The 20,716-nt window shown below is 67.5% G+C and carries 20 protein-coding genes; 8 read left to right on the forward strand and 12 right to left on the reverse strand.

Annotation, left to right across the window (positions count from 1 at the left end; genetic code table 11):
* Positions 1–301: 301 nt before the first annotated feature.
* Genes recQ through ACZ5AC_RS02610 form a run of 3 tightly spaced genes read left to right on the forward strand, consistent with a single transcriptional unit; the run spans position 302 to position 4,664 of the window.
* Positions 302–2,569 carry a DNA helicase RecQ gene (gene recQ, locus ACZ5AC_RS02600; RefSeq protein ID WP_464249405.1) on the forward strand — a complete coding sequence of 756 codons (2,268 nt, stop codon included), beginning with the start codon at positions 302–304 and terminating at the stop codon, positions 2,567–2,569.
* Positions 2,569–3,714, forward strand: coding sequence for a tRNA nucleotidyltransferase (locus ACZ5AC_RS02605; RefSeq protein ID WP_464249406.1), 1,146 nt, complete (start codon positions 2,569–2,571; stop codon positions 3,712–3,714). The genes recQ and ACZ5AC_RS02605 overlap by 1 nt, the downstream gene beginning before the upstream one ends.
* A complete protein-coding gene (locus ACZ5AC_RS02610; RefSeq protein WP_464249407.1) occupies positions 3,711–4,664 on the forward strand; it encodes a TolB family protein in 954 nt (317 codons plus the stop codon). Before ACZ5AC_RS02605 ends, ACZ5AC_RS02610 begins: the two co-directional genes overlap by 4 nt.
* On the opposite strand, the gene ACZ5AC_RS02615 is transcribed toward ACZ5AC_RS02610, so the two are convergent.
* Positions 4,618–5,082: a hypothetical protein gene (locus tag ACZ5AC_RS02615; protein WP_464249408.1), complete on the reverse strand. Its 465-nt coding sequence runs from the start codon at positions 5,080–5,082 to the stop codon at positions 4,618–4,620. The genes ACZ5AC_RS02610 and ACZ5AC_RS02615 overlap by 47 nt on opposite strands.
* A 9-nt stretch (positions 5,083–5,091) precedes the next feature.
* Complete coding sequence (locus tag ACZ5AC_RS02620; protein WP_464249409.1) at positions 5,092–5,841, reverse strand: hypothetical protein; 750 nt, start codon at positions 5,839–5,841, stop codon at positions 5,092–5,094.
* A gap of 190 nt (positions 5,842–6,031) precedes the next feature.
* Here ACZ5AC_RS02620 and deoC point away from each other — a divergent pair, with 190 nt between their 5' ends.
* The 4 genes from deoC (at position 6,032) to ACZ5AC_RS02640 (ending at position 9,696) form a co-directional block, all read left to right on the forward strand.
* Positions 6,032–6,796 (forward strand): deoxyribose-phosphate aldolase, encoded by a 765-nt coding sequence (gene deoC / locus ACZ5AC_RS02625; RefSeq protein WP_464249410.1) that lies wholly within the window; start codon positions 6,032–6,034, stop codon positions 6,794–6,796.
* Entirely contained in the window at positions 6,778–8,019 is a 1,242-nt protein-coding gene (locus ACZ5AC_RS02630; protein WP_464249411.1) for a phosphopentomutase, read from the forward strand. The genes deoC and ACZ5AC_RS02630 overlap by 19 nt, the downstream gene beginning before the upstream one ends.
* A gap of 9 nt (positions 8,020–8,028) precedes the next feature.
* A complete protein-coding gene (locus tag ACZ5AC_RS02635) occupies positions 8,029–9,201 on the forward strand; it encodes an AI-2E family transporter (RefSeq protein ID WP_464249412.1) in 1,173 nt (390 codons plus the stop codon).
* A 78-nt stretch (positions 9,202–9,279) separates the two neighbouring features.
* A complete protein-coding gene (locus ACZ5AC_RS02640) occupies positions 9,280–9,696 on the forward strand; it encodes a response regulator (RefSeq protein ID WP_464249413.1) in 417 nt (138 codons plus the stop codon).
* Positions 9,697–9,802: 106 nt separating this feature from the next.
* Here the strand turns inward: ACZ5AC_RS02640 and ACZ5AC_RS02645 are convergent, their stop codons facing one another.
* Positions 9,803–11,020: a TFIIB-type zinc ribbon-containing protein gene (locus tag ACZ5AC_RS02645; RefSeq protein ID WP_464249414.1), complete on the reverse strand. Its 1,218-nt coding sequence runs from the start codon at positions 11,018–11,020 to the stop codon at positions 9,803–9,805.
* A gap of 2 nt (positions 11,021–11,022) precedes the next feature.
* Complete coding sequence (locus ACZ5AC_RS02650) at positions 11,023–12,162, reverse strand: SPFH domain-containing protein (RefSeq protein ID WP_464249415.1); 1,140 nt, start codon at positions 12,160–12,162, stop codon at positions 11,023–11,025.
* Positions 12,163–12,266: 104 nt separating this feature from the next.
* Between ACZ5AC_RS02650 and pyrR the strand changes: the two genes are divergently transcribed.
* Positions 12,267–12,797: a bifunctional pyr operon transcriptional regulator/uracil phosphoribosyltransferase PyrR gene (gene pyrR / locus ACZ5AC_RS02655; RefSeq protein ID WP_464249416.1), complete on the forward strand. Its 531-nt coding sequence runs from the start codon at positions 12,267–12,269 to the stop codon at positions 12,795–12,797.
* Positions 12,798–12,872: 75 nt separating this feature from the next.
* Here pyrR and dapA read toward each other — a convergent pair whose 3' ends face one another.
* From dapA to ACZ5AC_RS02695, 8 genes are all read right to left on the reverse strand, one after another.
* A complete protein-coding gene (gene dapA, locus ACZ5AC_RS02660; RefSeq protein WP_464249417.1) occupies positions 12,873–13,751 on the reverse strand; it encodes a 4-hydroxy-tetrahydrodipicolinate synthase in 879 nt (292 codons plus the stop codon).
* 48 nt (positions 13,752–13,799) lie between these two features.
* A complete protein-coding gene (dapF, locus tag ACZ5AC_RS02665) occupies positions 13,800–14,639 on the reverse strand; it encodes a diaminopimelate epimerase (RefSeq protein ID WP_464249418.1) in 840 nt (279 codons plus the stop codon).
* A 74-nt stretch (positions 14,640–14,713) separates the two neighbouring features.
* The gene (locus ACZ5AC_RS02670) at positions 14,714–15,565 is read right to left on the reverse strand and encodes a UshA-like (seleno)protein family 2 (RefSeq protein WP_464249419.1); all 852 of its coding nucleotides are present in this window, start codon (positions 15,563–15,565) and stop codon (positions 14,714–14,716) included.
* Positions 15,566–15,573: 8 nt separating this feature from the next.
* Entirely contained in the window at positions 15,574–16,380 is an 807-nt protein-coding gene (locus ACZ5AC_RS02675; protein WP_464249420.1) for a MinD/ParA family protein, read from the reverse strand.
* 1 nt (position 16,381) lies between these two features.
* Positions 16,382–17,200, reverse strand: a complete 819-nt coding sequence (locus tag ACZ5AC_RS02680) for a GGDEF domain-containing protein (protein WP_464249421.1) — start codon at positions 17,198–17,200, stop codon at positions 16,382–16,384.
* 22 nt (positions 17,201–17,222) lie between these two features.
* Positions 17,223–18,333 (reverse strand): peptide chain release factor 2 gene (gene prfB, locus ACZ5AC_RS02685; RefSeq protein WP_464249422.1). Its coding sequence is split into 2 segments (ribosomal slippage): positions 17,223–18,257 and positions 18,259–18,333, totalling 1,110 coding nucleotides; the frame shifts between segments, so codons are not numbered across the junction.
* Positions 18,334–18,346: 13 nt separating this feature from the next.
* Entirely contained in the window at positions 18,347–19,912 is a 1,566-nt protein-coding gene (gene lnt, locus ACZ5AC_RS02690) for an apolipoprotein N-acyltransferase (RefSeq protein WP_464249423.1), read from the reverse strand.
* On the reverse strand, positions 19,866–20,684 hold the full coding sequence (locus ACZ5AC_RS02695; RefSeq protein WP_464249424.1) for a hemolysin family protein: 819 nt from the start codon (positions 20,682–20,684) through the stop codon (positions 19,866–19,868). Before ACZ5AC_RS02695 ends, lnt begins: the two co-directional genes overlap by 47 nt.
* Positions 20,685–20,716 lie beyond the last annotated feature (32 nt).

The following is a 20,716-nucleotide window of genomic DNA, read 5'->3' on the forward strand; positions in this document are numbered from 1 at the left end:
GAATGATACGGGAAGACGCCGCGCGTCCGATGTGCGGCACATACATGGGGCCGGCGGCGAGGACAAGCCGCAGGGTGGGGTGGCGGCAGATCTGCGCCTCGCCCGCGTTCTTCCGGCGGGGAGGCTACGGCTTCTGTCGCCGCCGCCCGCCCCGCGAACTCCGGCCGACTCCCGAGCCGGAGGCGGCCGTACGTCAGGTCGCATCGGCATTTTTGGAGCGCGCCGTCTGCCCGCTTTGACAGAGGCTTCGCGCTTCCTGTAGGCCAAGGCCCGATCCCAACAGTCTTCCCGAGGTTTTTCCATGCCCACGCCCCTTGAAGTCCTCCGTTCGGTTTTCGGCTACGACGCCTTTCAGGGCCCGCAGGAGGCGGTCATAGAGACCGTCCTGGCCGGCCGGGACGCCGTGGTCCTCATGCCCACGGGCGGGGGCAAGTCCCTGTGCTACCAGATTCCGGCCCTGGTCCGTCCCGGCACGGCCGTCGTCGTCTCCCCGCTCATCGCCCTCATGCGCGACCAGGTCCAGGGCCTGACCCAGAACGGCGTGCGCGCGGCCTGCCTCAATTCCTCCCTGGACCCGGCCCGAGCCCGCGAGGTGGAGGCCGAGCTCATGGCCGGTCGTCTCGACCTGCTCTACGTCGCCCCCGAGCGCGTCTTCGCGCCGGGCTTTCTGGACCGCCTCGCGCGCGTCCCTCTGGCCCTTTTCGCCATCGACGAGGCCCACTGCGTGTCCCAGTGGGGCCACGACTTCCGGCCCGAGTACACCCGCCTGGGTGGGCTGGCCGACCTCTTCCCCGGAGTGCCGCGCCTGGCCCTGACGGCCACGGCCGACGACATGACCCGCGTGGACATCATCCGCCAGCTGCGCCTGGACTCGGCCCGCGTCTTCGCCTCGGGCTTCGACCGGCCCAACATCCGCTACCTCGTGACCCTCAAGGACCGGCCCGAGCAGCAGCTCCTGGCCTTCCTGCGCTCCCGTCCGACGGGGGAGGCCGGCATCGTCTACCGCATGTCGCGCAAGAAGGTCGAGGCCACGGCCCAGGCCCTGGCCGGGGAAGGGTTCACGGCCCTGCCGTACCACGCCGGCCTTTCCGCCGCCGCGCGCGAGGCCAACCAGGAGCGGTTCATGCGCGAGGAGGGCGTGGTCATGGTCGCCACCGTGGCCTTCGGCATGGGCGTGGACAAGCCCAATGTCCGTTTCGTGGCCCACGTGGACCCGCCCATGAGCCTGGAGGCCTATCACCAGGAGACGGGACGCGCCGGCCGCGACGGCCTGCCCGCCGTGGCCTGGATGACCTACGGCCTGGGCGACATCGCCATGCTGCGCCGCCTGGTGGCCATGGACGACGCCTCCATGCCCGCGGTCCAGGGCGACGGCGAGGCCCGCAAGCGCCACGAGCGCCTCAAGCAGCAGAAGCTGACGGCTCTGCTGGGCTACTGCGAAACGACCGGCTGCCGGCGTCAGGCGCTGCTGCGCTACTTCGGCCAGGATCTCCCGCAGCCCTGCGGCAATTGCGACACGTGTCTGGACCCCGTCGAGACCTGGGACGGCACCGTGGCGGCCCAGAAGGCTCTGTCCAACATCTTCCGCGTGCGGGAAGGCTTCGGGGTGGGGCACCTGGCCGACGTGCTGGCCGGCAAGGCGACGCGGGCCGTGGAGCGCTGGGGGCACGCGCAGCTCTCGACCTTCGGCGTGGGCACGGAGCTCTCGCGGGCCGAATGGCTGAGCGTCTACCGTCAGCTGGTGGCGGCGGGCCTGGCCGACGTGGACCTCGAAGGCTACGGCGCATTGAAGCTCAACGCCCGCAGCTGGGAGGTCATGAAGGGGCGTCTGCCGGTTCCCCTGCGCCGTGACCCGGTCCCGGCCGCACGGAGCCGCAGGGGGGGAGCCGCGCAGGCCGGCCAGGCCCCATCCGGCGAGTCGCCGGCCGGAGGGGCGCAGCCTGCCTCAGAGGAGGAACGGGCGCTGTGGGAAAACCTGCGCGCGTTGCGGCTGCAGATATCCAGGGAGCAGGACGTGCCGCCCTACGCCGTGTTCGCGGACAAGACGCTCCTGGAGATGGTCAGGTACAGGCCCGGCAGCATCGACGATCTGCTGTGCATCGCCGGCGTCGGCCGCATGAAGCTCTCGGCCTACGGGGAACGCTTCGTGGAGGCCCTGCGGCGGCACGAGGACGGGCACGGCCGCCCGGAAGGGCTCCCGCCTCTGCCTGCGCCGCGCGTGGAGAAGGTCCGCGTCCGGGAGGAAGGCCTCTCCTCCACGGAGCAGGCCAGTCTGGACTGCTTCCGGCAGGCCGGGTCCGTGCAGGGCGCTGCGGACCTGCGGGGGCTCAAGCCCGGCACGGTCTACGCCCACCTGACCAAGGCCGTGACCCTGGGGCTTGCTTCGGCCGCGGAGGTCACGGGGTTGACCAGGGGACAGTTATCCCGCATCGAGGAAGAGTTGGAGTCCTCGCGGGGCAAGGGTTTCGGGGGGCTGACCCAGGTGGCCGAGGCCCTGGGCGGGGAGTTCGATTTCGACGTCCTGCGCTGCGTGCGCGCGGGAATGCAGCGGGAGCGCGCGGAGGGCTGATGCGGATCTATCTCGTGGGCGGCGCGGTGCGCGACAAGGTCCTGGGGCTGGCCCCCGTGGACCTCGACTACGTTGCCGTCGGCGGGACCGAGGCCGAGCTTCGGAGGCGCGTCCCGGGCCTGACGAGGGTCGGGCAGGGCATCCCCGTCTTCGTGCGCGGCGGCAGCCAGTTCACGATCTCCGAATACTCGACCATCGAGGAGGACCTGGCCTCCCGCGACCTGACGGTAAACGCCCTGGCCGAGGACGAGGACGGCCGTCTCCTGGCCCATCCTCTGGCCCTGGCCGACCTTCGCGACGGCATCCTGCGTCCCGTGTCCCAGGCCAATTTCCTGGCCGACCCCCTGCGCGCCATCCGTGCGGCCCGGTTCGCCGCCGCCTTTCCCGGTTTTTCGGTCCACGCGGATCTTCTGGCCGCCATGCGGACCGTTGCGCCCGATCTGGGGCGGGTTGCGGCCGAGCGCGTCGGGCAGGAGGTCTTGAAGGCCTGCGCCGCGCCCGCGCCGGGCAATTTCCTGCGCGTCCTGCGCGACGGCGGCTGTCTTGCGCCGTGGCTGGCCGAATTTCAGGCCGCCGACGCCATCCCCGCCGGTCCTCCGGCCTTCCACGACGCGAGCGTGCTGGAGCACACGGCCCGCGTCATGGACCGCTGCGCCGGCGAAACCCTGGCCGCGTGGATGGGCCTCTGCCACGACCTGGGCAAGACCCTCACCCCGCCGGACATGCTGCCGCATCATTTCGGGCACGAGGACACGGGCCAGGAACTGTCCGAAGCCCTGGCCCTGCGCCTGCGCCTGCCGAACCGTTTCCGCGCGGCGGGGCGCCTGGCCGCGCGGTGGCACATGGCCGCGGGGCGCTACGGGGAACTCCGGGCGTCCACCAGGGTGCGGATGCTCCTGGAACTGGACAAGGCGGGGATCGTGGAACCGTTCTTCAGACTGGCCGCCGCCGACGGCGGCGGGGACGTGCGGGCGCGGGCCGTGAGGGAACTGCATCTGATCAGGGCCGTGCGGCTGCCGGAAAAGCATCGCGACCAGGGCCCGAAAAGCGCCGAGGTGCTGCTGCAGCTGCGCTGCGAGGTCCTGGCGCGATCTGCCGGCGGCGAAGACGACGGGCAGGGATTGCGTTCGGGGGAGGAGATATGAGCGTGAGAATGGCGAGTCTGTTCATTTCGTGGCTGGCCTGTGCAGGCCTGCTGGCCTGGCCGGGTGATGCCCGCGGCGGCTCGGGGGCGGAGCGGGACGTGCTGGCGTTCGCCCGCGCGGGATCTGTCTGGGTTTGCACCGGTGACGGCGGCGGCAGGCGGGAGCTCTGTCCGGGTTTCCTGCCGGGAGTCGGACCCGACGGTCGTAACGTGGCGTTCTTCAGGTCCGGCGGCAAGGGCCAGGACTCGGCGGACGAACTCTGGCTGCACGACCTGGTTTCGGGCGGGGAGCGCAGGTTGGCCTCCGGCCTTGCAGCGTACTCGCCGCCGGTCTGGTCCGGGGACGGACGGACCATCTCCGTCCTGGCCCGCGACGGGCAGGGCATGACGCAGATCGTGACGGTGCGTTCCGATGGTTCGGGGAGGCGTATCCTTTTTGCCGAAGGGGACAGCGGCGCGGGCTTTCTCTGCTCCCTTTCCCCGAGCCCGGACGGCGCCCTGGTGACGCACGACATGGTCGCGGCCTACTGGATCGGGCCGGACGGGAAGCTGAAGGAGCGGGTGCCCCTGGAGGAGATCATGGGAAGCCTCGCGGGCGGGGTCACCAGCGCGCACCGCCTGGCCGTCTGCCCGACGGACCCCGGCCTGCTGGTCTTCGGTCACAGCGCACCCGGTACGCCGCGGTTCGAGCGCGTCATGCGCGAGCCGAACTCGGCCCTTTCCGTCCATGACCGCTGGACCGGCAAGGGCAAGAACATGCGCATCACCCCGCCTGAAATCACGGCCTTCGACCAAGTCTGGTCCATGGACGGCAAGCGCGTCTATTTCATCGGCTACAGGGATGCGCAGGCCGCCGAGGCGGATCTGTTCAGGGTCTGGCGGGTGGAGCGTTTCGGGGGCGGGCTCAGGGAGTTGACCCTCGGGGAGAACGTGAGCGCCGGCGCGAGGTGAGGCTCGGGCCTTTGACGGCCGCGAAGCACAGCAGCGCTCCGGCGGCCACCATGACGGCCTTGCCCATGTCAGGGCGGGTGTCGCGTTCGAGGGCGTTAACCCAGGGCAGTGCCGGCAGGTAGTGCACGATGGCAGGGCCTTTGGCGATCCCGGCACTGTAGGATGATCCGATGACCTTGGTGTTCCCGTGCACCACCGTGCCGCCGGGCAGGGCGAACTCGTAGCCGACGGACCAGCTGTAACGGTTCGGCATCGGGTCCTGGCGGTCGCCCAGCTCCCGGCGCACCGTGGTGATCTCCGCCTCGGTCCGTGTCCCTGCATACGGCAGGAGGGGCATGACGACACCGTAGAGGACGAAGGCCGCTCCGACCAGGAAGAGCATGGACCGCGCCGCCAGATTTTTCACTCCCGAGGACATGGAATGCCCCTAGCGCTGGTAGACCCTGGGCATGGGCAGCTTCCACTTTTCGTAGATGGGCAGGAGCATCCCCTGTTCCGCCAGGGCGCGCATCCCCTGCTCGAAGGCTTCCCGCAGTTCCCGTCCGCGCGGGCTGGTGGAGAAGACGGGGGCGTATTGCCGGAAGCCGACGGACTCGATGCGGTAGTTTCTGGCGTCGAGGGGCGGCTGGAAGGCGTTCACGGTTTCCGTGATCAGATGGTAATCGTCGATGTAGCAATCCGAGGATTCGCGGATCACCCGCTTCAGGGCCTCGATGCCGGTCATGGTTTCGTCGAACTGCACCGGAACCGGAAAATCGTCCGGCGAGTAGTAGCCCAGCCGCCACACCAGCCGCTTGTTCACAAGGGACGTCACGCCGCTCCAGTTCGGAAAGGTCCTGCTCAGGAACAGGGCGTGGAACTCCCCTTCGTACATGGGCACTCGCGCGAGTTCGAGCCCGTCCTCGGCCTTGGTCTGGCAGGTGTAGATATCGGCCTGGCCTTCACGCACCATGAGCAGCCCTCTCTTGGCCGGCACCTCCAGGTGCCTGACCGTGTCCCCGCGCCGGGCGAAAACGGCGTTCATCAGTTCGTGGTAGAGCCCCTGGCCGTCGGGGCCGGTAAAACCTTTCCAATACGGCGAGACGGTAATCACCTCCCCGGCCAAGGCGCTGAACGCGGGGATCAGGGCGAACAGGACGACGGTCAGGAACAGGGCGTGGAGGCGTGGTCTGGTCATGGGACGAGACCATACCCGACCGTGACGCCCCGAACAAGTGAAAACAAGACGTTCGGCGCGGGATGTGCCCGGGGCTTGCGCCCGCGGGCGCTCCGTGTTTTTGTCGTCTGAGTCGGTCAGGACTTGGGTGGATATGAGAAGCCTTGTCGTCCCGACCTGAGAAATCAACCTGACGCCCGGGAGGGCATGCATGCGGGACAGATATGAGCGGGCCGTGCAGATTGTATCCCTGTTGGACTTGACATCGCTCTCCGGGGCCGAGAGCGTGGCGGATATCGATGCGCTCTGCGCCAAGTCCGTCGGGCCGTGCGGCCATGTGGCCGCCCTGTGCGTTTTCCCCAAGCACCTGCCGCGCGTGCTGGAGAACCTGACCCGGATGGGCCTGAGCGGCGTCGAGGCGGCCACGGTGGTCAATTTTCCTGCCGGCCGGCTTGATCCGGCGGCGGTCGCTGGCGAGATCCGCGCAGCAATGGGACTCGGCGCCACGGAAATCGACCTCGTCTTTCCCTTCTCCGTCTTTCTCGAAGGACGCGAGGCCGCCGTGCGCGGCTTCCTGGCCGAGTGCCGCGCTGCCTGTTCCGTGCGGCTCAAGGTCATCCTGGAGAGCGGGGTCCTGGCTCGGCCGGAGGTGATCCGGGCGGCGAGCCGCCTGGCTTTGGACTGTGGCGCGGATTTCCTGAAGACCTCCACGGGCAAGGCCGCGGTGCACGCCACGCCCGAGGCGGCAAGGGTCATGCTCGAAACCATCGCCGAGAGGGGTGGCGCTGCCGGCTTCAAGGCCTCGGGCGGCCTGCGCACGATGGCCGACGCCATGGTCTACCTTGAGCTGGCCGAGGACATCCTCGGTCCCGGCTGGGTCGGCCCGCGCACGTTCCGTTTCGGGGCCAGCGGCCTGCTGGACGACGTGCTGGCCGTGGCCGCCGGGGGAGGGGCTGCGTGCGCCGCGCCTGCCTGATCGTGCTCGACTCCCTGGGCGTGGGCGGAGCCCCCGATGCAGCCCGGTTCGGTGACTTGGGGGCCGACACGCTGGGTCACATCGCCCGGGCCTGCGCCCGCGGGCAGGCCGACGAGGGCCGTTCGGGCCCCTTGCGTCTGCCGAATCTGTGCGCCATGGGTCTGGGATTGGCCGCCGAGCTCGCCACGGGAGCCGTCCCCGACGGCCTGGCCCCGGCCGGTCCCGTCACGGCCGCGTACGGCTGCGCCACCGAGATCAGCCGCGGCAAGGACACACCCAGCGGGCATTTCGAGATGACGGGGGCTCCCGTGCTCTTCGACTGGGGCTATTTCGCGCCCGCCGAAGAGTCCGTGCCGCAGGCGCTGCTGGACGAACTCTCGTCCCGCGCGGGCCTGCCCGGCGTGCTCGGCAACTGCAAGGCCTCGGGCACCGAGATTCTGGCCCGCCTGGGCGAGGAGCACCTGCGTACGGGCAAGCCCATCGTCTACACCTCGGCGGACTCCGTCCTGCAGATCGCGGCCCATGAAACCCGCTTCGGGCTGGAACGCCTCCTGGAGGTCTGCGCCGTGGCCCGGATCCTGGTTGACGAGTTGCGCATCGCCCGCGTCATCGCGCGTCCCTTTGTCGGCGAGGACGCGGCGACGTTCAGGCGCACCGGCAACCGCCGGGATTTCTCCATCCCCGCCCCGACACCGACCATCCTCGACGGGCTGACCGAGGCCGGCGGAACGGTCTTGTGCGTAGGCAAGGTTGCGGATATTTTCGCCCATCGAGGCGTGACGAGAAGCATTCGCGCCCACGGCCAGGACGGCCTCATGGACGCGACGCTCGCGGCCTGGAACGGGGCCGGGGACAGGACCCTCGTGGTGACGAATTTCGTTGATTTTGATTCCGTTCACGGCCATCGTCGGGACGTGGCCGGGTACGCACGCGCGCTGGAATCCTTCGACGCCCGCCTGCCCGAGCTTCTCCGGCGGCTTGCGCCCGGCGACCTGTGCATCCTGACGGCGGACCACGGCTGCGACCCGACCTGGGCCGGTACGGACCACACCCGCGAGCGGGTGCCCGTTCTGGCTTCGGCCCCGGGGCTAAAATCCGGAAGCATCGGGGTTCGCCCCACCCTGGCCGACATCGGCGCAACCCTGGCCGGTTTTCTGGGCCTGGCCGGCACCGCTTACGGCAGGCCGTTTCTCGACGGAGACGGCCGGCACATACTCCCTTGAGGTATATTCATGAACTTGCAGTGCAGTCCCGACCCGTGCAGCCTCTCCGAGAGGGCCAAACCCACGCTCATCAGGGTCATGGTCTGGGGCGGCGTCTTCGGGGTGGTCTTCATCCTGCGGTCCTTCTTCCTGCTGCTCTTCCTGACCTTCGTCTTCGGCTACGTGCAGAACCGCGGCGTGAACCACCTGCAGAACCTGATCCCGCACCGCGCCACGCGCGTGGTGCTGGTCACGACGCTGTTTCTCGGCGTGCTGGTGGCCGTGGGCGTCTTTCTCGTGCCCCGCGCCAAGGAGCAGACGGTCCTTTTCGTCACGCAGCTGCCGCAGTACGTCCAGCGCCTGGACCAGGAACTCGGGGCCCTCGGCGAACGCTATCCGCTCATCGCCAACGCCATTCCGGAACTGGGGACGAGCGGGGAACACGGCGCGCCGGTCATGGGCAAGTCCAGGGTCGCGGCCCTGCTGCAGCAGGTCTTCAACCTGGCCGAACACCCCGACGGACAGAACAAGGTCAACCAGCTTCTCGACCTCGTGCGCGGCGTGGGCGGGCGCATCGCCGCCATCGCCTCGGCCTTTCTCCTGGCCCTGCTCTTCTCCTTCCTCATCGTCCTCGACCTGCCGCGCCTGAGCGCCAGCGTCCGCTCCCTGGAAAAATCCAGGCTCGATTTCGTCTACCGGGAGGTGGCGGGCAGCATCCGCGATTTCGCCACGGTTCTGGGCAAGTCCCTGGAGGCGCAGTTCGCCATCGCCGTGCTGAACTCCATCCTGACGGCCCTGGGCGTGTCCCTGCTGGGGCTTGGTTCGAGCATGGCCTTTCTGACGGTCATCGTCTTTCTGTGCAGCTTCATTCCCGTCCTGGGCGTTTTCATCAGCTCCGTGCCCATATGCCTCATCGCCCTGCAGGCATCGGGCCTGACGACCATGCTCCTGGCCATCGTCATGATCACGGTCATACACCTGATCGAGGGCTATGTGCTGAACCCGAGGATCTACGGCTCCTACATGCGCATCAACCCGGTCATCGTGCTGTTCATCCTGACCATCGGGGCCAAGCTTTTCCACATTTGGGGGCTGGTGCTGGGCGTGCCCATCTGTACATACATCTTCGGGCATGTCATCCAACGTTCAGAAGCCGCCGGGCAGGTTGCCGAGGCGGGGGCCTCGGAGTCGGCGAAGGGGTGAATCCCCGGTAATGACACGGTCCCGTCCGGCGTGCGCCGCGGACCGCAAGGAAATGTACACGATTTGCAGGAGGAGAGCGTGAACAAGGGGCCCATCATCGTGATCGTCGAGGAGGCGTGCCTGTCCCGCAATGTGCTGGTCAAGGCTCTGCGGACCTGGGGTTTCGACTGCGCGGTGGCCGAGTCCGAGGAAACGGCCTGGTCCGCGCTCAGGGCCGCCGCTGCACCGCGGGTCGTCCTGGCCGACTGGCATGCCGACTTTCTGGACTGCGAGGAGTTTTTCGGCCGCCTGCGCTCCGACGAGTCCCTGCGGGACGCCTTTGTCATGGGCGGCGTGCCGCGCGGGGCGGTGGGCGCCATAAGGGCCTGCATCACCGCCGGAGCCGACGACTACGTCTCCAGACCCTACGATCTCGACGATGTTCGGCTACGGTTGCACAACGCCTCCAAGATGATGGGACTGTCCCCCCGGGATCCTGTTTTCCCGGAAGAATAGTGGCGATGTCCTTCACGCGGGGGCTGTCCGGGAATTCGGGCGGTCACGCCGCGCTTTCGCTTGTCGTGGAAAAAGCGCTCCGGAGTCGTGCCGGGGCGCTTTTTTTTCAGAGCGTTGCAGACCAGTAGAGGGCGTTTTTCTGAATGGCCATGTTCATCTCCGGCTGGATGAGTTCATGACCCGCGTCGACAAAGGGCAGGTATTCGATGCTCGCCTCCAGGGGTTGCAGCGAGCCGCCCTGGATTCTGGGAAAGAGGTTCTTGCGGGCCGGGGCGAGGCGGCCGAGGACCACGGGGACTGCCTGGAAGGCCTCTTTCTGCGGCAGCGTGACGGGATGCAGCGGGGTCTTCGGCAGCGTCTCCAGTTCCGGGGCGTCGGGCTGGTAGAGGCTGACCTGGGCGCTCAGGTTCAGGAAGAGTTCCGGTCTGATCTTGAAGGCCGGGACCCGGAAGGAGAAGGCCGTGGATTCCATCCAGGGCAGCAGGGCCCGCGGCAGGTTGGTCAGCCGGATCAGGTCGGCCCAGGTTTGCAGGCGGAAGCCCTTGGCGCGGAAGTGCAGGTTCCAGAAGGGCAGGTACAGGGCCGGCTGCTCCGACGTCTGCAGGAAGTGTGGCGTGACGCGCGTCCCGCCCTCGGGGCCGGGCTCCCAGGCCGTGTCGCAGTGGGGGCAGGTCTGGACCAGGCTGCTGCGCTCGCCGACCAGGTCCCAGCCGCACTGGGGGCACAGCGTCGAGGAGAAGCGCAGGTGGCTGCCCGCCTTTTCGAGTCGGGTCTCGTCGATGCAGGCCGGACCGAGGAGCTTGCCCGTGAGGCCGTCCACGAGGTTCTTGCCCTGGAAGACCGGCAGGTGGATCAGGGACATGACGTCGCCGACGCAGGCCGTGAGGCTGGGCCCCGACGACGCGGCCAGGCCGGGAACGGCCTTGAGCAGGCGGGTCTTGAAGTCCCCGTTGTCGAACGTCGGGGGCAGGAAGAGGCCAGGCGTGGTCGGCTCGACAAAGGACAGCTTCATGGCCTGGGTGCGCAGGCCCAGGGACGGGGGCAGGGCCGGGATGTCCACGGCCAGCAGGCTCGAATCGAGAATCTTGTGGCGCATGGCCTGCGGGTCGAGGACGAAGGCGTTGCCGCGGAAGCGCCAGTACGGGACGTAGACGAGGGTGTCCGGGCTTTCGATGCGCGGCTTCAGGAAGTAGCGGAAAGGGCCGCCCGAGTGGATGAAGAGGCGGACCTGACAGAACGGACAGGCGAAGATCCTGTCCGTTTCGTCAAGCTCGACCGGCGCGCCGCACTGCGGACATTGATGGGAAAGCAGGGCCTCGGTCATGCTCAGGCCATGCGCTCACCGCAATGGTTGCAGAACGTGGACGAGGCCAGGTTCTCCTGCCCGCAGGACGGGCACTTGACCGTCTCCCGCGCGCTTCCGGCCTGCTGGCCGCAACGGGGGCAGAAGCGCGTGCCCGGCGCCAGGTTCTTGCCGCAGCCGCGGCACTGCTCGAAGACCACGAGCTGATGGCCGCAGGACGGGCAGAACCTGTCGTCCTGGCGGATGGGCTGGCGGCACTCGGGGCACTGCAGGCCCGGGGCCTGGGACGCCTGGGGCGCCTGCGACGCCTGGCCCGCCAACTGCATGGCCTGGGCCATGAGGGCCGGCATCATGAAGCCCACGCCCATGCCCATGGAATCCCCGGCCGCGCCGGGGTTGGCGGCGGCCTTCTCCATGGCGCTGGCGGCCTTGAGCTGCATGAGCTTGTTCATGTCCTCGAACATGCCGAGCTTGGTCTTGTCGTCCATGGCCTTCTGGACTTCGGGCGGCGGGGTGATGGCGTTGATGTAGAGCTGGTTCAGGGACAGGCCGAAGTGGCGGAAATCATCCTGCAGGCGCTGGCGCAGTCCGTCGGACCACCCCTCGTAGCGGCTGGGCAGGTTCAGGATGGTGTCCATGTTCTCGCCGAGGAAGTCGTTGAAGCGCGAGACGATGACCTTGCCGAGGTATTCGCTCAGGTCGGCCACGGAGAAGGAGGCCATGGTGCCCACCAGGGAGTTGATGAACAGCAGGGGCTGCACGACCTGGATGTTGAACATGCCGTAGGCCCGCAGGCGGATGAGGCCCAGCTCCGAGTCCTTGAAGGCCACGGGCTCCCGCGTGCCCCACTTGAGGTTCGGGAAGACTTTGGTGTTGATCATGTAGGCCTCGGCCCGCAGGGGGCTTTCCAGGCCCCAGGGTATGCCCATGATCTTGTTCAGGATGGGGATGTTGGCGGTCTTGAGGGTGTGCCGGCCGGGGCCGAAGACGTGCACGGCCTTGCCGTTGTAGAAGAATATGCCTGCCTGGGACTCGCGCACGACCATCTGCGCGCCGTATTTGATCTCGCCGGACCCTTCCTGGGGGAAGCGGCGGGCGATTTCCTGTCCGCTGTCGTCAAACCATTCGATGAGTTCAAGAAAGAAGACATTGTTGGCGCCCATGCGTCCTCCGTGGCTGCGGTTTCGATCGGGCTTCCTTAGGACGAATCCCTTGCAATTACAACTTGGGACCCTTACTGAACAGGGCACAATCCACGGAGGTCCCCATGCACAGCGGCAAGGAAATCATGTCCGCGGCCGACATCGAGCGCTGCCTCGATCGCCTGGCCTGCCAGATCCTGGAGCAGGTTCCCGAACACGAATCCATCGCCCTGGTGGGCATCCAGCGCCGCGGCGCGGACCTCGCGGCCAGGCTCTGCCGCCTGCTTTCGGAGCGGGCCGGACGGGCCCTGCCCTGCGGCGAACTGGACATCAACCTCTACCGCGACGACTGGACCACGTCCAAGTCCACCCCGAACATCAACGCCACGCGCATCGACTTTCCCGTCGAGGACAAGACCATCATCCTCATCGACGACGTCCTCTTCACCGGCCGGACCATCCGCAGCGCCCTGGAGGCCATCCTCGATTTCGGCCGGCCGCGGTGCGTCAAGCTTCTGGTTCTCGTCGACCGCGGACACCGCGAACTGCCCATCCAGGCCGACTTCACCGGCAAGACCGTGTCCACCGAGCGCGACCGCCAGATCAACGTCTTCCTCAAGGAGCGGGACGGCCTGGACCAGGTCGTGCTGAACTGACCCCCGCCGCCGTCAAAAACGAAGGCCGCCCTCCCTCGCGGGAAAGGCGGCCTTTTCTGCGTGGAACCGATCTGGCTAGATGAGACCCTTGCCGGCCAAAAAGGCGCGCAGGCTCTCGGCGTTGGCCGGGCTCATGGGCACCAGCGGCAGCCGCAGCTCAAGCTTGATGCGGCCCATGAGGGCCAGGGAGGTCTTGGCCGGGATGGGGTTGGTCTCCAGGAACATCATGCGCGAGAAGGGCGCCAGCTCGAAATGCAGCTTCTGCGCCGTGGGCAGGTCGCCGGCGAACCAGGCCGCGCACATGCCGCTCATCTTGTCCGGCAGGATGTTGGAGACCACGGAGATGACGCCGCAGCCGCCCACGGACAAAAGCGGCAGGACCGTGAAGTCGTCGCCCGAGAGGACCTGGAAGTCAGGGCCGCAGTATTCGAGGACCTGGGAGACCTGGTTCAGGTCTCCCGTGGCCTCCTTGATGCCGATGACGTCCTTGATGTCCTTGTTCAGGCGCGCCACGGTGGCCGGCAGGAGGTTCACGCCGGTGCGGCCGGGCACGTTGTAGACGATGAAGGGCATGGAGACTTCGGAGGCGATGCGCTTGAAGTGCTGGTACAGGCCTTCCTGGGTCGGCTTGTTGTAGTAGGGGGTGATGAGGAGCGCCCCGTCGGCCCCGGCGTCCTTGGCGAACTGCGTCAGCTCCACCGCCTCGGCCGTGTTGTTGGACCCGGCCCCGGCAAGAACGGGCACCCGGCCTTTGACCTGGTCCACGCAGATGCTGATGACGCGTTTGTGCTCCTCGTGGCTCATGGTCGCGGATTCGCCGGTGGTGCCGCAGGGCACGACGCCGTTGATGCCGCTCTGCACCTGCCATTCGATCAGCTGCCGGTAGGCTTCCTCGTCGATCTGGCCGCCTGAGAACGGCGTGACCAGGGCTGTGAAGGCTCCTTTGAATTGCATCGTTTCCTCCCGGGTTTGGGCTGTGGTTGTTGCGTGTGCCTGGGGGCTTCAGAGGCCCATGGCGGCGGGGCTGAACTCGCCCTGGTAGACGACGGTGGCCTTGCCGCGCAGGAAAATGTCCGATCCGTTCACGGTGATTTCAAGAATCTCGCTGCCCGAGGTGGTCACGCGGGCCGTGGCCTCGCACAGACCCAGGGCGTGGGCCACGGCCACCGAGGCCGCGGCGCCCGTGCCGCAGGCGTAGGTCTCGTTCTCCACGCCGCGCTCGTAGGTCCGCAGCAGGAGCTCACGGGGGCCGACCACCTGGATGAAGTTGGCGTTGGTTCCGGCCGGGGCGAAGCGCTCGTGGTAGCGCACCTTGGCGCCCAGGCCCCTCACGTCCAGGGCCTTGACGTCGTCCGTGACGATGACGGTGTGGGGCACGCCGGTGTTGGCGAAATGGGCAGTCCAAGGCTCGTCGCCGAGCTGCAGCGGGAAGCTCAGGGTCAGGTCCCGGGCAGGGGTCAGCTGCACCTCGACCTCGCCGGACTCGGCGAAGACCCGGGCGCTGACGGGGCCGGCGTCCGTGAGCATGAGGTGCTCGGCCGGGGCCATGCCCAGGCGGTGGGCCAGCAGGGTCGCGCAGCGCGAGCCGTTGCCGCACATCTCGGCGCGCGAGCCGTCGGCGTTGAAGAAGTGCCAGCGCGTGGCGGCGCGGCCCGAGTCGTCCGCTTCGAGAAAGATGATGCCGTCGGCGCCGATGCTGAAGGCATGGGGGCACAGCACCTTGGCCCAGAGGGGCATGACGTCGGGGGATATGGAGCGGGAGCGGTTGTCGATGACGATGAAGTCGTTGCCGCTGCCCTGCATCTTGTAGAAGGGCTGGGTGGGCCCGGAGAAAATGGACATGTCGTATCCTTGGGGCAATCTATTATTGGTTTCCCGTTAGGTGGAATCGGCCGAAAATGCAAGAAATTGGCGTGTTACTGGGTGAAGATGGCCTGGATGTCCGGGGCCGAGGCGATGTTGTCGCCCAGGGGCTGGGCCAGGGTCCTGACGGACTGCTCCGGCGCCCACACGACCTTCTCCCCGGGGGCGGGCAGGGCGGGGATGGTCACGGTGTGCACGTTCTTGCCCTTGGTGAAGGCGCGCACCCACAGCACCCGGTTGTCCCGCAGGTACAGGCCCGAGTAGCCGGGACCTTCGCCCGAGCCCAGGATGATGTCGAAGACTGGGTCGCTCGCGCCGATGAAGGCGTTTTCTCTGGCCGCGCCCCAGGTGCTCACGCCGATGACGAGGTTGTACTTCCCCTTGGCCCGCAGTTCGCGGGCATAGTCGACCAGCCGCTCCTCCATGGCCGGATCGGTCCGGCCGGTGTCGGGGAAGAGGACGAAGGCCAGGCGGCCGCCGGGCACGTTCCGTTCGACCAGGGCCGGCTCGTCGAGGGGCGGCTGCCATGCGCGCGGGGCCTGCATCTTCGTGCCGCTCAGCACCGCCGCATCGGTCGGGCTCAGCAGGAAGATGTCGTAGCCCAGCATGCCGTAGGCCCGCTTGAGCTGCTCCACGGCCGCAGGTTGCCTGTCGCCCTCGGTGCCGGGAAGGGCCAGTTCGTATCCGCCGCCGATGAACACCGCGCCGCCGTTCTCGCGAACGGTCTTGAAGAAGGTGGCCCGCCGGGCCAGCCCGCCGTACGACTTGCCCCCTCAGGAGGGGCAGGGCGAATGTTCTCCGAAGGTGTTGGCGGTGAAGATGAGGGCGGTTTCGGTTCCAGCCCGGGCCGGAATAGGGGAGAGCGCCAGGGTCAGGAGCGAAAGGACGAGGATGAGATATTTCATGATGTGTTTCACACGTTCGATTTGAGGATTGGGCTGCGGGCGATGAGGTCCTTCAGCCGGCTTCTGCGTTCCGAGATTTTCCGGGCGATCTCGCGGATGTCCCGGGCGGCCTGGCAGTTGGGGGCGAATTTGAGCAGCGGCACCTGGTGCCGCACGGATTCCGTGACCATGGGGTCGCGGTGGACCATGCCCAGAAAGTTGACGGGCAGGTTCAGGAAGTGCTCGCAGGCCTGGGCCAGACGGGTGAAGGCGTGTTTGGCCTCCTTTTCGGACTCGGCCATGTTGACGATGATCTGGAAGTTGCGGATCTGATGCTGGGTGCAAAGCACCTTGATGAGGGCGTAGCTGTCCGTCAGGGACGTGGGCTCGGGGGTGATGACCACGATGCGCTCCTGCGGCATGGCCGCGAAGGACAGCACCGTGGGGCTGATGCCGGCCCCGAGGTCCAGGATGAGGTAGTCGTACTGCCGGAAGAGGGCGTCGAGCTTGCCCAGGAGCAGGCTCTGCACGTCCTCGTCCAGTTCGACCAGTTCGGCCACGCCCGAGGCCGACGGCAGGAAGACGAACCCGTCCTTGGCCAGGGGCACGACGACGCTCTCGGCGCTCGTGCCGCCCAGGAGGTCCTGGATGTTCTTTTCCGGGGAGAGGCCCAGCAGGACGTCCAGGTTGGCAAGGCCCAGGTCCGCGTCCAGGAGGACCAGGGTCTGCCCCAGTTCGTGCAGGGCGAAGCCCAGGTTCAGGGCCAGGTTGGTCTTGCCCACGCCGCCCTTGCCGCTGGCCACGGAAATGCTGAAAGTCGTGTTGGAATCGGTCATGTCAGCCCCTGTCCTCCCCGGCAAGCGGGGACGGAGCGAAGAATGAGGAAAAAAGGAAGCGCTTCTCGTTCTGGTGGACCAGGGAGCGGTCCTCGCCCAGGGCGAGATCGAGGATGGGCGCGGCCTCGATGCGGTTCTTTCCCGCCCGTTTGGCGCGGTACATGGCCTGGTCCGCCTCCTCCATCAAGAGGGCCGCGTCCGGGATCTGCTTGCCGCGGTAGCTGGCCACGCCCATGGACATGGTCACGGACAGGTCCTTGTCGCCGCAGCGGATCCGGGCCTCGACGACGGCGGCCTGAATCCGCTCCAGGAGCTTGCAGGCCCGGAGCAGGCCCGTGCCCGGCAGAAGGATGGCGAACTCCTCGCCCCCGATGCGGGCCGCCGTGTCGATCAGGCGCGTCTCGGCCTGCAGGACCGAGGCGATGGTCTTCAGTACCGTATCCCCGCAGACGTGGCCGTAGGTGTCGTTGACGGCCTTGAAATCGTCGATGTCCATGACGCACAGCGTCAGCGGCGTCCTGAACCGTCCGCTGCGTTCCGCCTCCAGGGCCATGGCCTGGTCGAAGCCGCGGCGGTTGACCAGGCCGGTCAGCGGGTCCTGGCCCTGCAGCGCCGTCAGTTCCTCCATGTGCCGTTTGAGCTCTGCCAGCGCCGTGTACGCGCCGTCGTTCAGGGGCAGCACGAACCACTGTTCCATCCGCCTGCTCCTGAGCACCTGCGGCCAAGCCGGGTCCGAGCGGATCAGGCGGACCAGGGCCGAGACGTCCCCGCCCGCGGCGTGCAGCCGCAGTTCCCTCTCCAGGGTCTCCAGTTCGCCCAAGAGCGCCTCGTCCGAGGGCAGCTCAGGCAGAGGCATGGAGGTGGAGGAGGTAGTTGTGGATGAAGGCGTCGATGTTGCCGTCGAGCACCGCGTCGACATTGCTCGTCTCCGTGCCCGTGCGGTGGTCCTTGACCAGCCGGTAGGGCTGCAGCGTGTAGGTCCTGATCTGGGAGCCGAAGGCGATGGCGCCCTTGGCCACGTACTCGGCCTGCCGTTCGTTCGCTATCTTCTGCAGTTCCAGCTCGTAGAGGCGGGCCTTGAGGACTTTCATGGCCGCCTCCTTGTTCTTGTGCTGGGACTTCTCGTTCTGGCACTGGGCCACCAGCCCCGTGGGGATGTGCGTTATGCGCACGGCCGAGTCCGTGGTGTTGACGGACTGTCCGCCGGGGCCGCTGGAGCGGAATATGTCCACTCGGATGTCCTCGTCGCGGACCTCGATCTCGATGTCCTGTCCCGCGTCGGGGTAGACGTCCACCGAGGCGAAAGACGTGTGCCGCCGGCCGCTGGAGTCGAAGGGCGAGATGCGGATCAGGCGGTGGGTGCCCTTTTCGCCCTTGAGCTGGCCGTAGGCGTAGGGGCCGTGGATGTGCAGGGTCACGCTCTTCACGCCGGCCTCGTCGCCGGGCAGCAGGTCCAGCAGTTCGACCTTGAAGCCGCTGCGCTCGGCGAAGCGGCGGTACATGCGCAGGAGCATCTCGGCCCAGTCCTGGGACTCGGTGCCGCCGGCGCCGGGGTGGATCTCCAGGATGGCCTCGCTGACGTCCTCGGGGTCGCTCAGCAGGGTGCGCATCTGCGCCGCCTCGAGCTTGGACTCCATTTCCGAAAGGGCGTCCTCCAGGGCGTGGAGCATCTCCTCGGTCTGCTCGGAGGCGGCCATCTCCAGCCACTCCTGGGTGTTGTCGCGGGCGCGCGCCAGAGCTTCCCATTCCTCCACCCGGCCTTCGAGCTGGGTCTTCTCCTGCAGGACCGGGGTCAGCAGGTCGGGCTTGTCCCAGGCGCCGGGCGAGGAGAGCTGTTTTTCGATCTGCGCCAGGCGCTCCTTGTGGCCGCGAAGGTCAAAGACGCCTCCAGAAGTCGGTGAAGCGTTCGTCGAGCTGGGCGGCCTTGGCCTTGAGTTCCGAATATTGCAACATGGTGTGTGTCCGATCAGTGTTGTTTTCTGCCCCACTTGAGCCAAGCCAGGGTCAGCAGGACCAGGCCCAGGGCGGGGAAGGCGGTGTGAATCAAAAACATATGCTCGTGGTAAAAGGTCGTCTCTGTCAAGAGCGGCACTGCCGGGTCGTGCACGACCAGGGTGGCGAACAGCTCGGACGGGGCCTTCAGGCTCCCGTCGGGGCCGATGACGACGCTCACGCCCGTGTTCGTGGAGCGGATGATGGCGCGGTTCTGCTCCACGGCGCGCAGCACGGCCATGTGCAGGTGCTGCAGCGGGGCCGAGGAGCGCCCGAACCAGGCGTCGTTGCTGATGTTGACGAGCACGTTGGCCCCGGACTCGACCCTGGCCTGGGCCAACTCCGGAAAGATGGCCTCGTAGCAGATCAGAAGGCCCATGGCCGAGGCGCCCGATGTCAGGGGCGCCGAGTTGATGCCCGGCCGGAACTCGAACTGTCCCGGCACCAGCTTGGTGATGAAGGGCAGCCACTCGCCCAGGGGCACGTACTCGCCGAAGGGCACCAGGTGCTCCTTGTCGTACCAGGAGACGACGTCGCCCCCCCGGTTCAGCAGGTAGGCGCGATTGTGCAGCACGTACTGAGGAGCGCCGGGCTCCGTAGGTACGGAGTAGGCCGGGGAACCGGCCAGGAGCGGGACGCCTGCCTGTTTCACGGCCGCGCGCACGGCGGTGGAGAAGTCCGACGGGTCCTGGAAATAGAAGGGCATGGCCGTCTCGGGCCAGACCACGAGGTCCGGGGCGCTGCGTTCCACGGCTTCCCGGGTGAGCTTTACGTAGGTCGACAGGATGGAGGTCTGCAGGCTCTCGTCCCACTTGAGGCTCTGGTCGATGTTGCCCTGGATCATGCTTACCGACGTCGTGCCCGCAGGTTCGGCCGGCGCGCGCAGGTAGCCCGGCAGCAGGACCAGGGCCAGGAGCGGCAGGAAGGCCAGGCCGGTGCGCACGCGGCCCGCCGCCAGGACGTGGCCCATGGCGGCGACGACCCCGGACAGGCCGAAGCCGCCGATCCAGGCCGCCAGGCCCAGCGTCGCCGGCCACGGGGCCAGGGCCGAGGCCAGGGTGATCCAGGGGAAGCCCGTCAGGAGATGGTTGCGAGCCAGTTCCAGCGCCGCCCAGAGCAGACCGCTCAGCAGCACGGCCAGGGGCGTGTGCAGCCGCGTGCGGACCACGTACATGGCCATGCAGAAGAGTCCTGCGTAGGCGGCAAGCACGGCGCCCACGAGGACAGGGCAGGGCAGGGCCAGGGCCCAGGGCAGGCCCCCGTGGTCATGGACCGGGATGGCCAGCCAGTACAGGCCGGCCGCGTACCCGGGCAGCGTGGTCAGCAGGCCCGTGCGGAAGGCGTGTCCGTAGCCCCGTGCCCTGGAGACCGCGAGGATCAGGGCCGCGGGCAGGAGGAGGACGGCCGGCGGGAAGTGCGCCAGGGGGTTGGCGAAGCCGAACCACGCGCCGATGAGCGCCAGGCCCGCCGGTCCGAAACGGTACAGGAGGGAATCAGGATGACGGCCTGGTGACGAGAACCCACTGGATCTGTTTGACATCGGCTTCCTTGATGAGAAACGTGTGGCCCTGCAGCTCCAGGGATTCGCCGGCCTCGGGGACGCGGCCGAGCTGTTCGCTGATGTACCCCCCGACGGTTTCGACCTGTTCGGATTCGAGCCGGATGCCGCATTCCTCGAAGAGGTCCTCCAGGCTCGTCCGCCCCGAGACGAGGTAGGAACCATCGTCCGCGGGCTGGATGTCCTCGGGCCGGACCGGGTCGTATTCGTCCTCGATGTCGCCGACGATCTCCTCCAGGACGTCTTCCAGGGTCAGCAGGCCGGCGGTTCCGCCGTACTCGTCCAGGACGATGGCCATGTGCTGCTTGTTGGTCTGGAAGTCCAGGAGGATGTTTTTGACGTTCTTGGTCTCCGGGATGAAATAGGGGGTGCGCAGGACCTCGCTCAGGCTTCTGGGCTGCTCGTCGCCCACGAAGAAGCGCAGGAGCTCCTTGCAGTGCAGGATGCCGACGATCTGGTCCTTGGTCTCCTTGTAAACGGGCATGCGCGAGTGCCCGCTCTCGAAGAATTTCTTGGCGACATCGGTGATCGTCTCGTCGATTTCCGCGCAGACGATGTCCGTGCGGGGGATCATGATTTCGTAAGCCTGTTTGTCATCGAGCTGCAGCACGTTCAGAAGCATGGACATTTCGTCGTTCTGCAGTTCGCCGTCGTTCTTGGCCTCCTGGATCGCCTCTTCGAGATGGCATTCGCCTCTGCGCGAGAAGAAGCGCCGTAGTGCGGTCCAAAGTCGACTGTCCGAGCCCTCATCCATAAATACGTCGTCCTCCCAAAATCAGGTTTCAG

The sequence above is a fragment of the Desulfomicrobium aestuarii genome, assembly GCF_055385525.1.

Coding starts and splice junctions, on each gene's coding strand:
- ACZ5AC_RS02635 (WP_464249412.1), top strand. CDS start 8,029: ATGAACTTGCAGTGCAGTCCCGACCCGTGCAGCCTCTCCGAGAGGGCC.
- dapA (WP_464249417.1), bottom strand. CDS start 13,751: ATGCAATTCAAAGGAGCCTTCACAGCCCTGGTCACGCCGTTCTCAGGC.
- ACZ5AC_RS02650 (WP_464249415.1), bottom strand. CDS start 12,162: ATGGGCGCCAACAATGTCTTCTTTCTTGAACTCATCGAATGGTTTGAC.
- ACZ5AC_RS02615 (WP_464249408.1), bottom strand. CDS start 5,082: ATGTCCTCGGGAGTGAAAAATCTGGCGGCGCGGTCCATGCTCTTCCTG.
- recQ (WP_464249405.1), top strand. CDS start 302: ATGCCCACGCCCCTTGAAGTCCTCCGTTCGGTTTTCGGCTACGACGCC.
- ACZ5AC_RS02620 (WP_464249409.1), bottom strand. CDS start 5,841: ATGACCAGACCACGCCTCCACGCCCTGTTCCTGACCGTCGTCCTGTTC.
- ACZ5AC_RS02645 (WP_464249414.1), bottom strand. CDS start 11,020: ATGACCGAGGCCCTGCTTTCCCATCAATGTCCGCAGTGCGGCGCGCCG.
- ACZ5AC_RS02610 (WP_464249407.1), top strand. CDS start 3,711: ATGAGCGTGAGAATGGCGAGTCTGTTCATTTCGTGGCTGGCCTGTGCA.
- deoC (WP_464249410.1), top strand. CDS start 6,032: ATGCGGGACAGATATGAGCGGGCCGTGCAGATTGTATCCCTGTTGGAC.
- ACZ5AC_RS02695 (WP_464249424.1), bottom strand. CDS start 20,684: ATGGATGAGGGCTCGGACAGTCGACTTTGGACCGCACTACGGCGCTTC.
- dapF (WP_464249418.1), bottom strand. CDS start 14,639: ATGTCCATTTTCTCCGGGCCCACCCAGCCCTTCTACAAGATGCAGGGC.
- lnt (WP_464249423.1), bottom strand. CDS start 19,912: ATGTCAAACAGATCCAGTGGGTTCTCGTCACCAGGCCGTCATCCTGAT.
- ACZ5AC_RS02605 (WP_464249406.1), top strand. CDS start 2,569: ATGCGGATCTATCTCGTGGGCGGCGCGGTGCGCGACAAGGTCCTGGGG.
- ACZ5AC_RS02675 (WP_464249420.1), bottom strand. CDS start 16,380: ATGACCGATTCCAACACGACTTTCAGCATTTCCGTGGCCAGCGGCAAG.
- pyrR (WP_464249416.1), top strand. CDS start 12,267: ATGCACAGCGGCAAGGAAATCATGTCCGCGGCCGACATCGAGCGCTGC.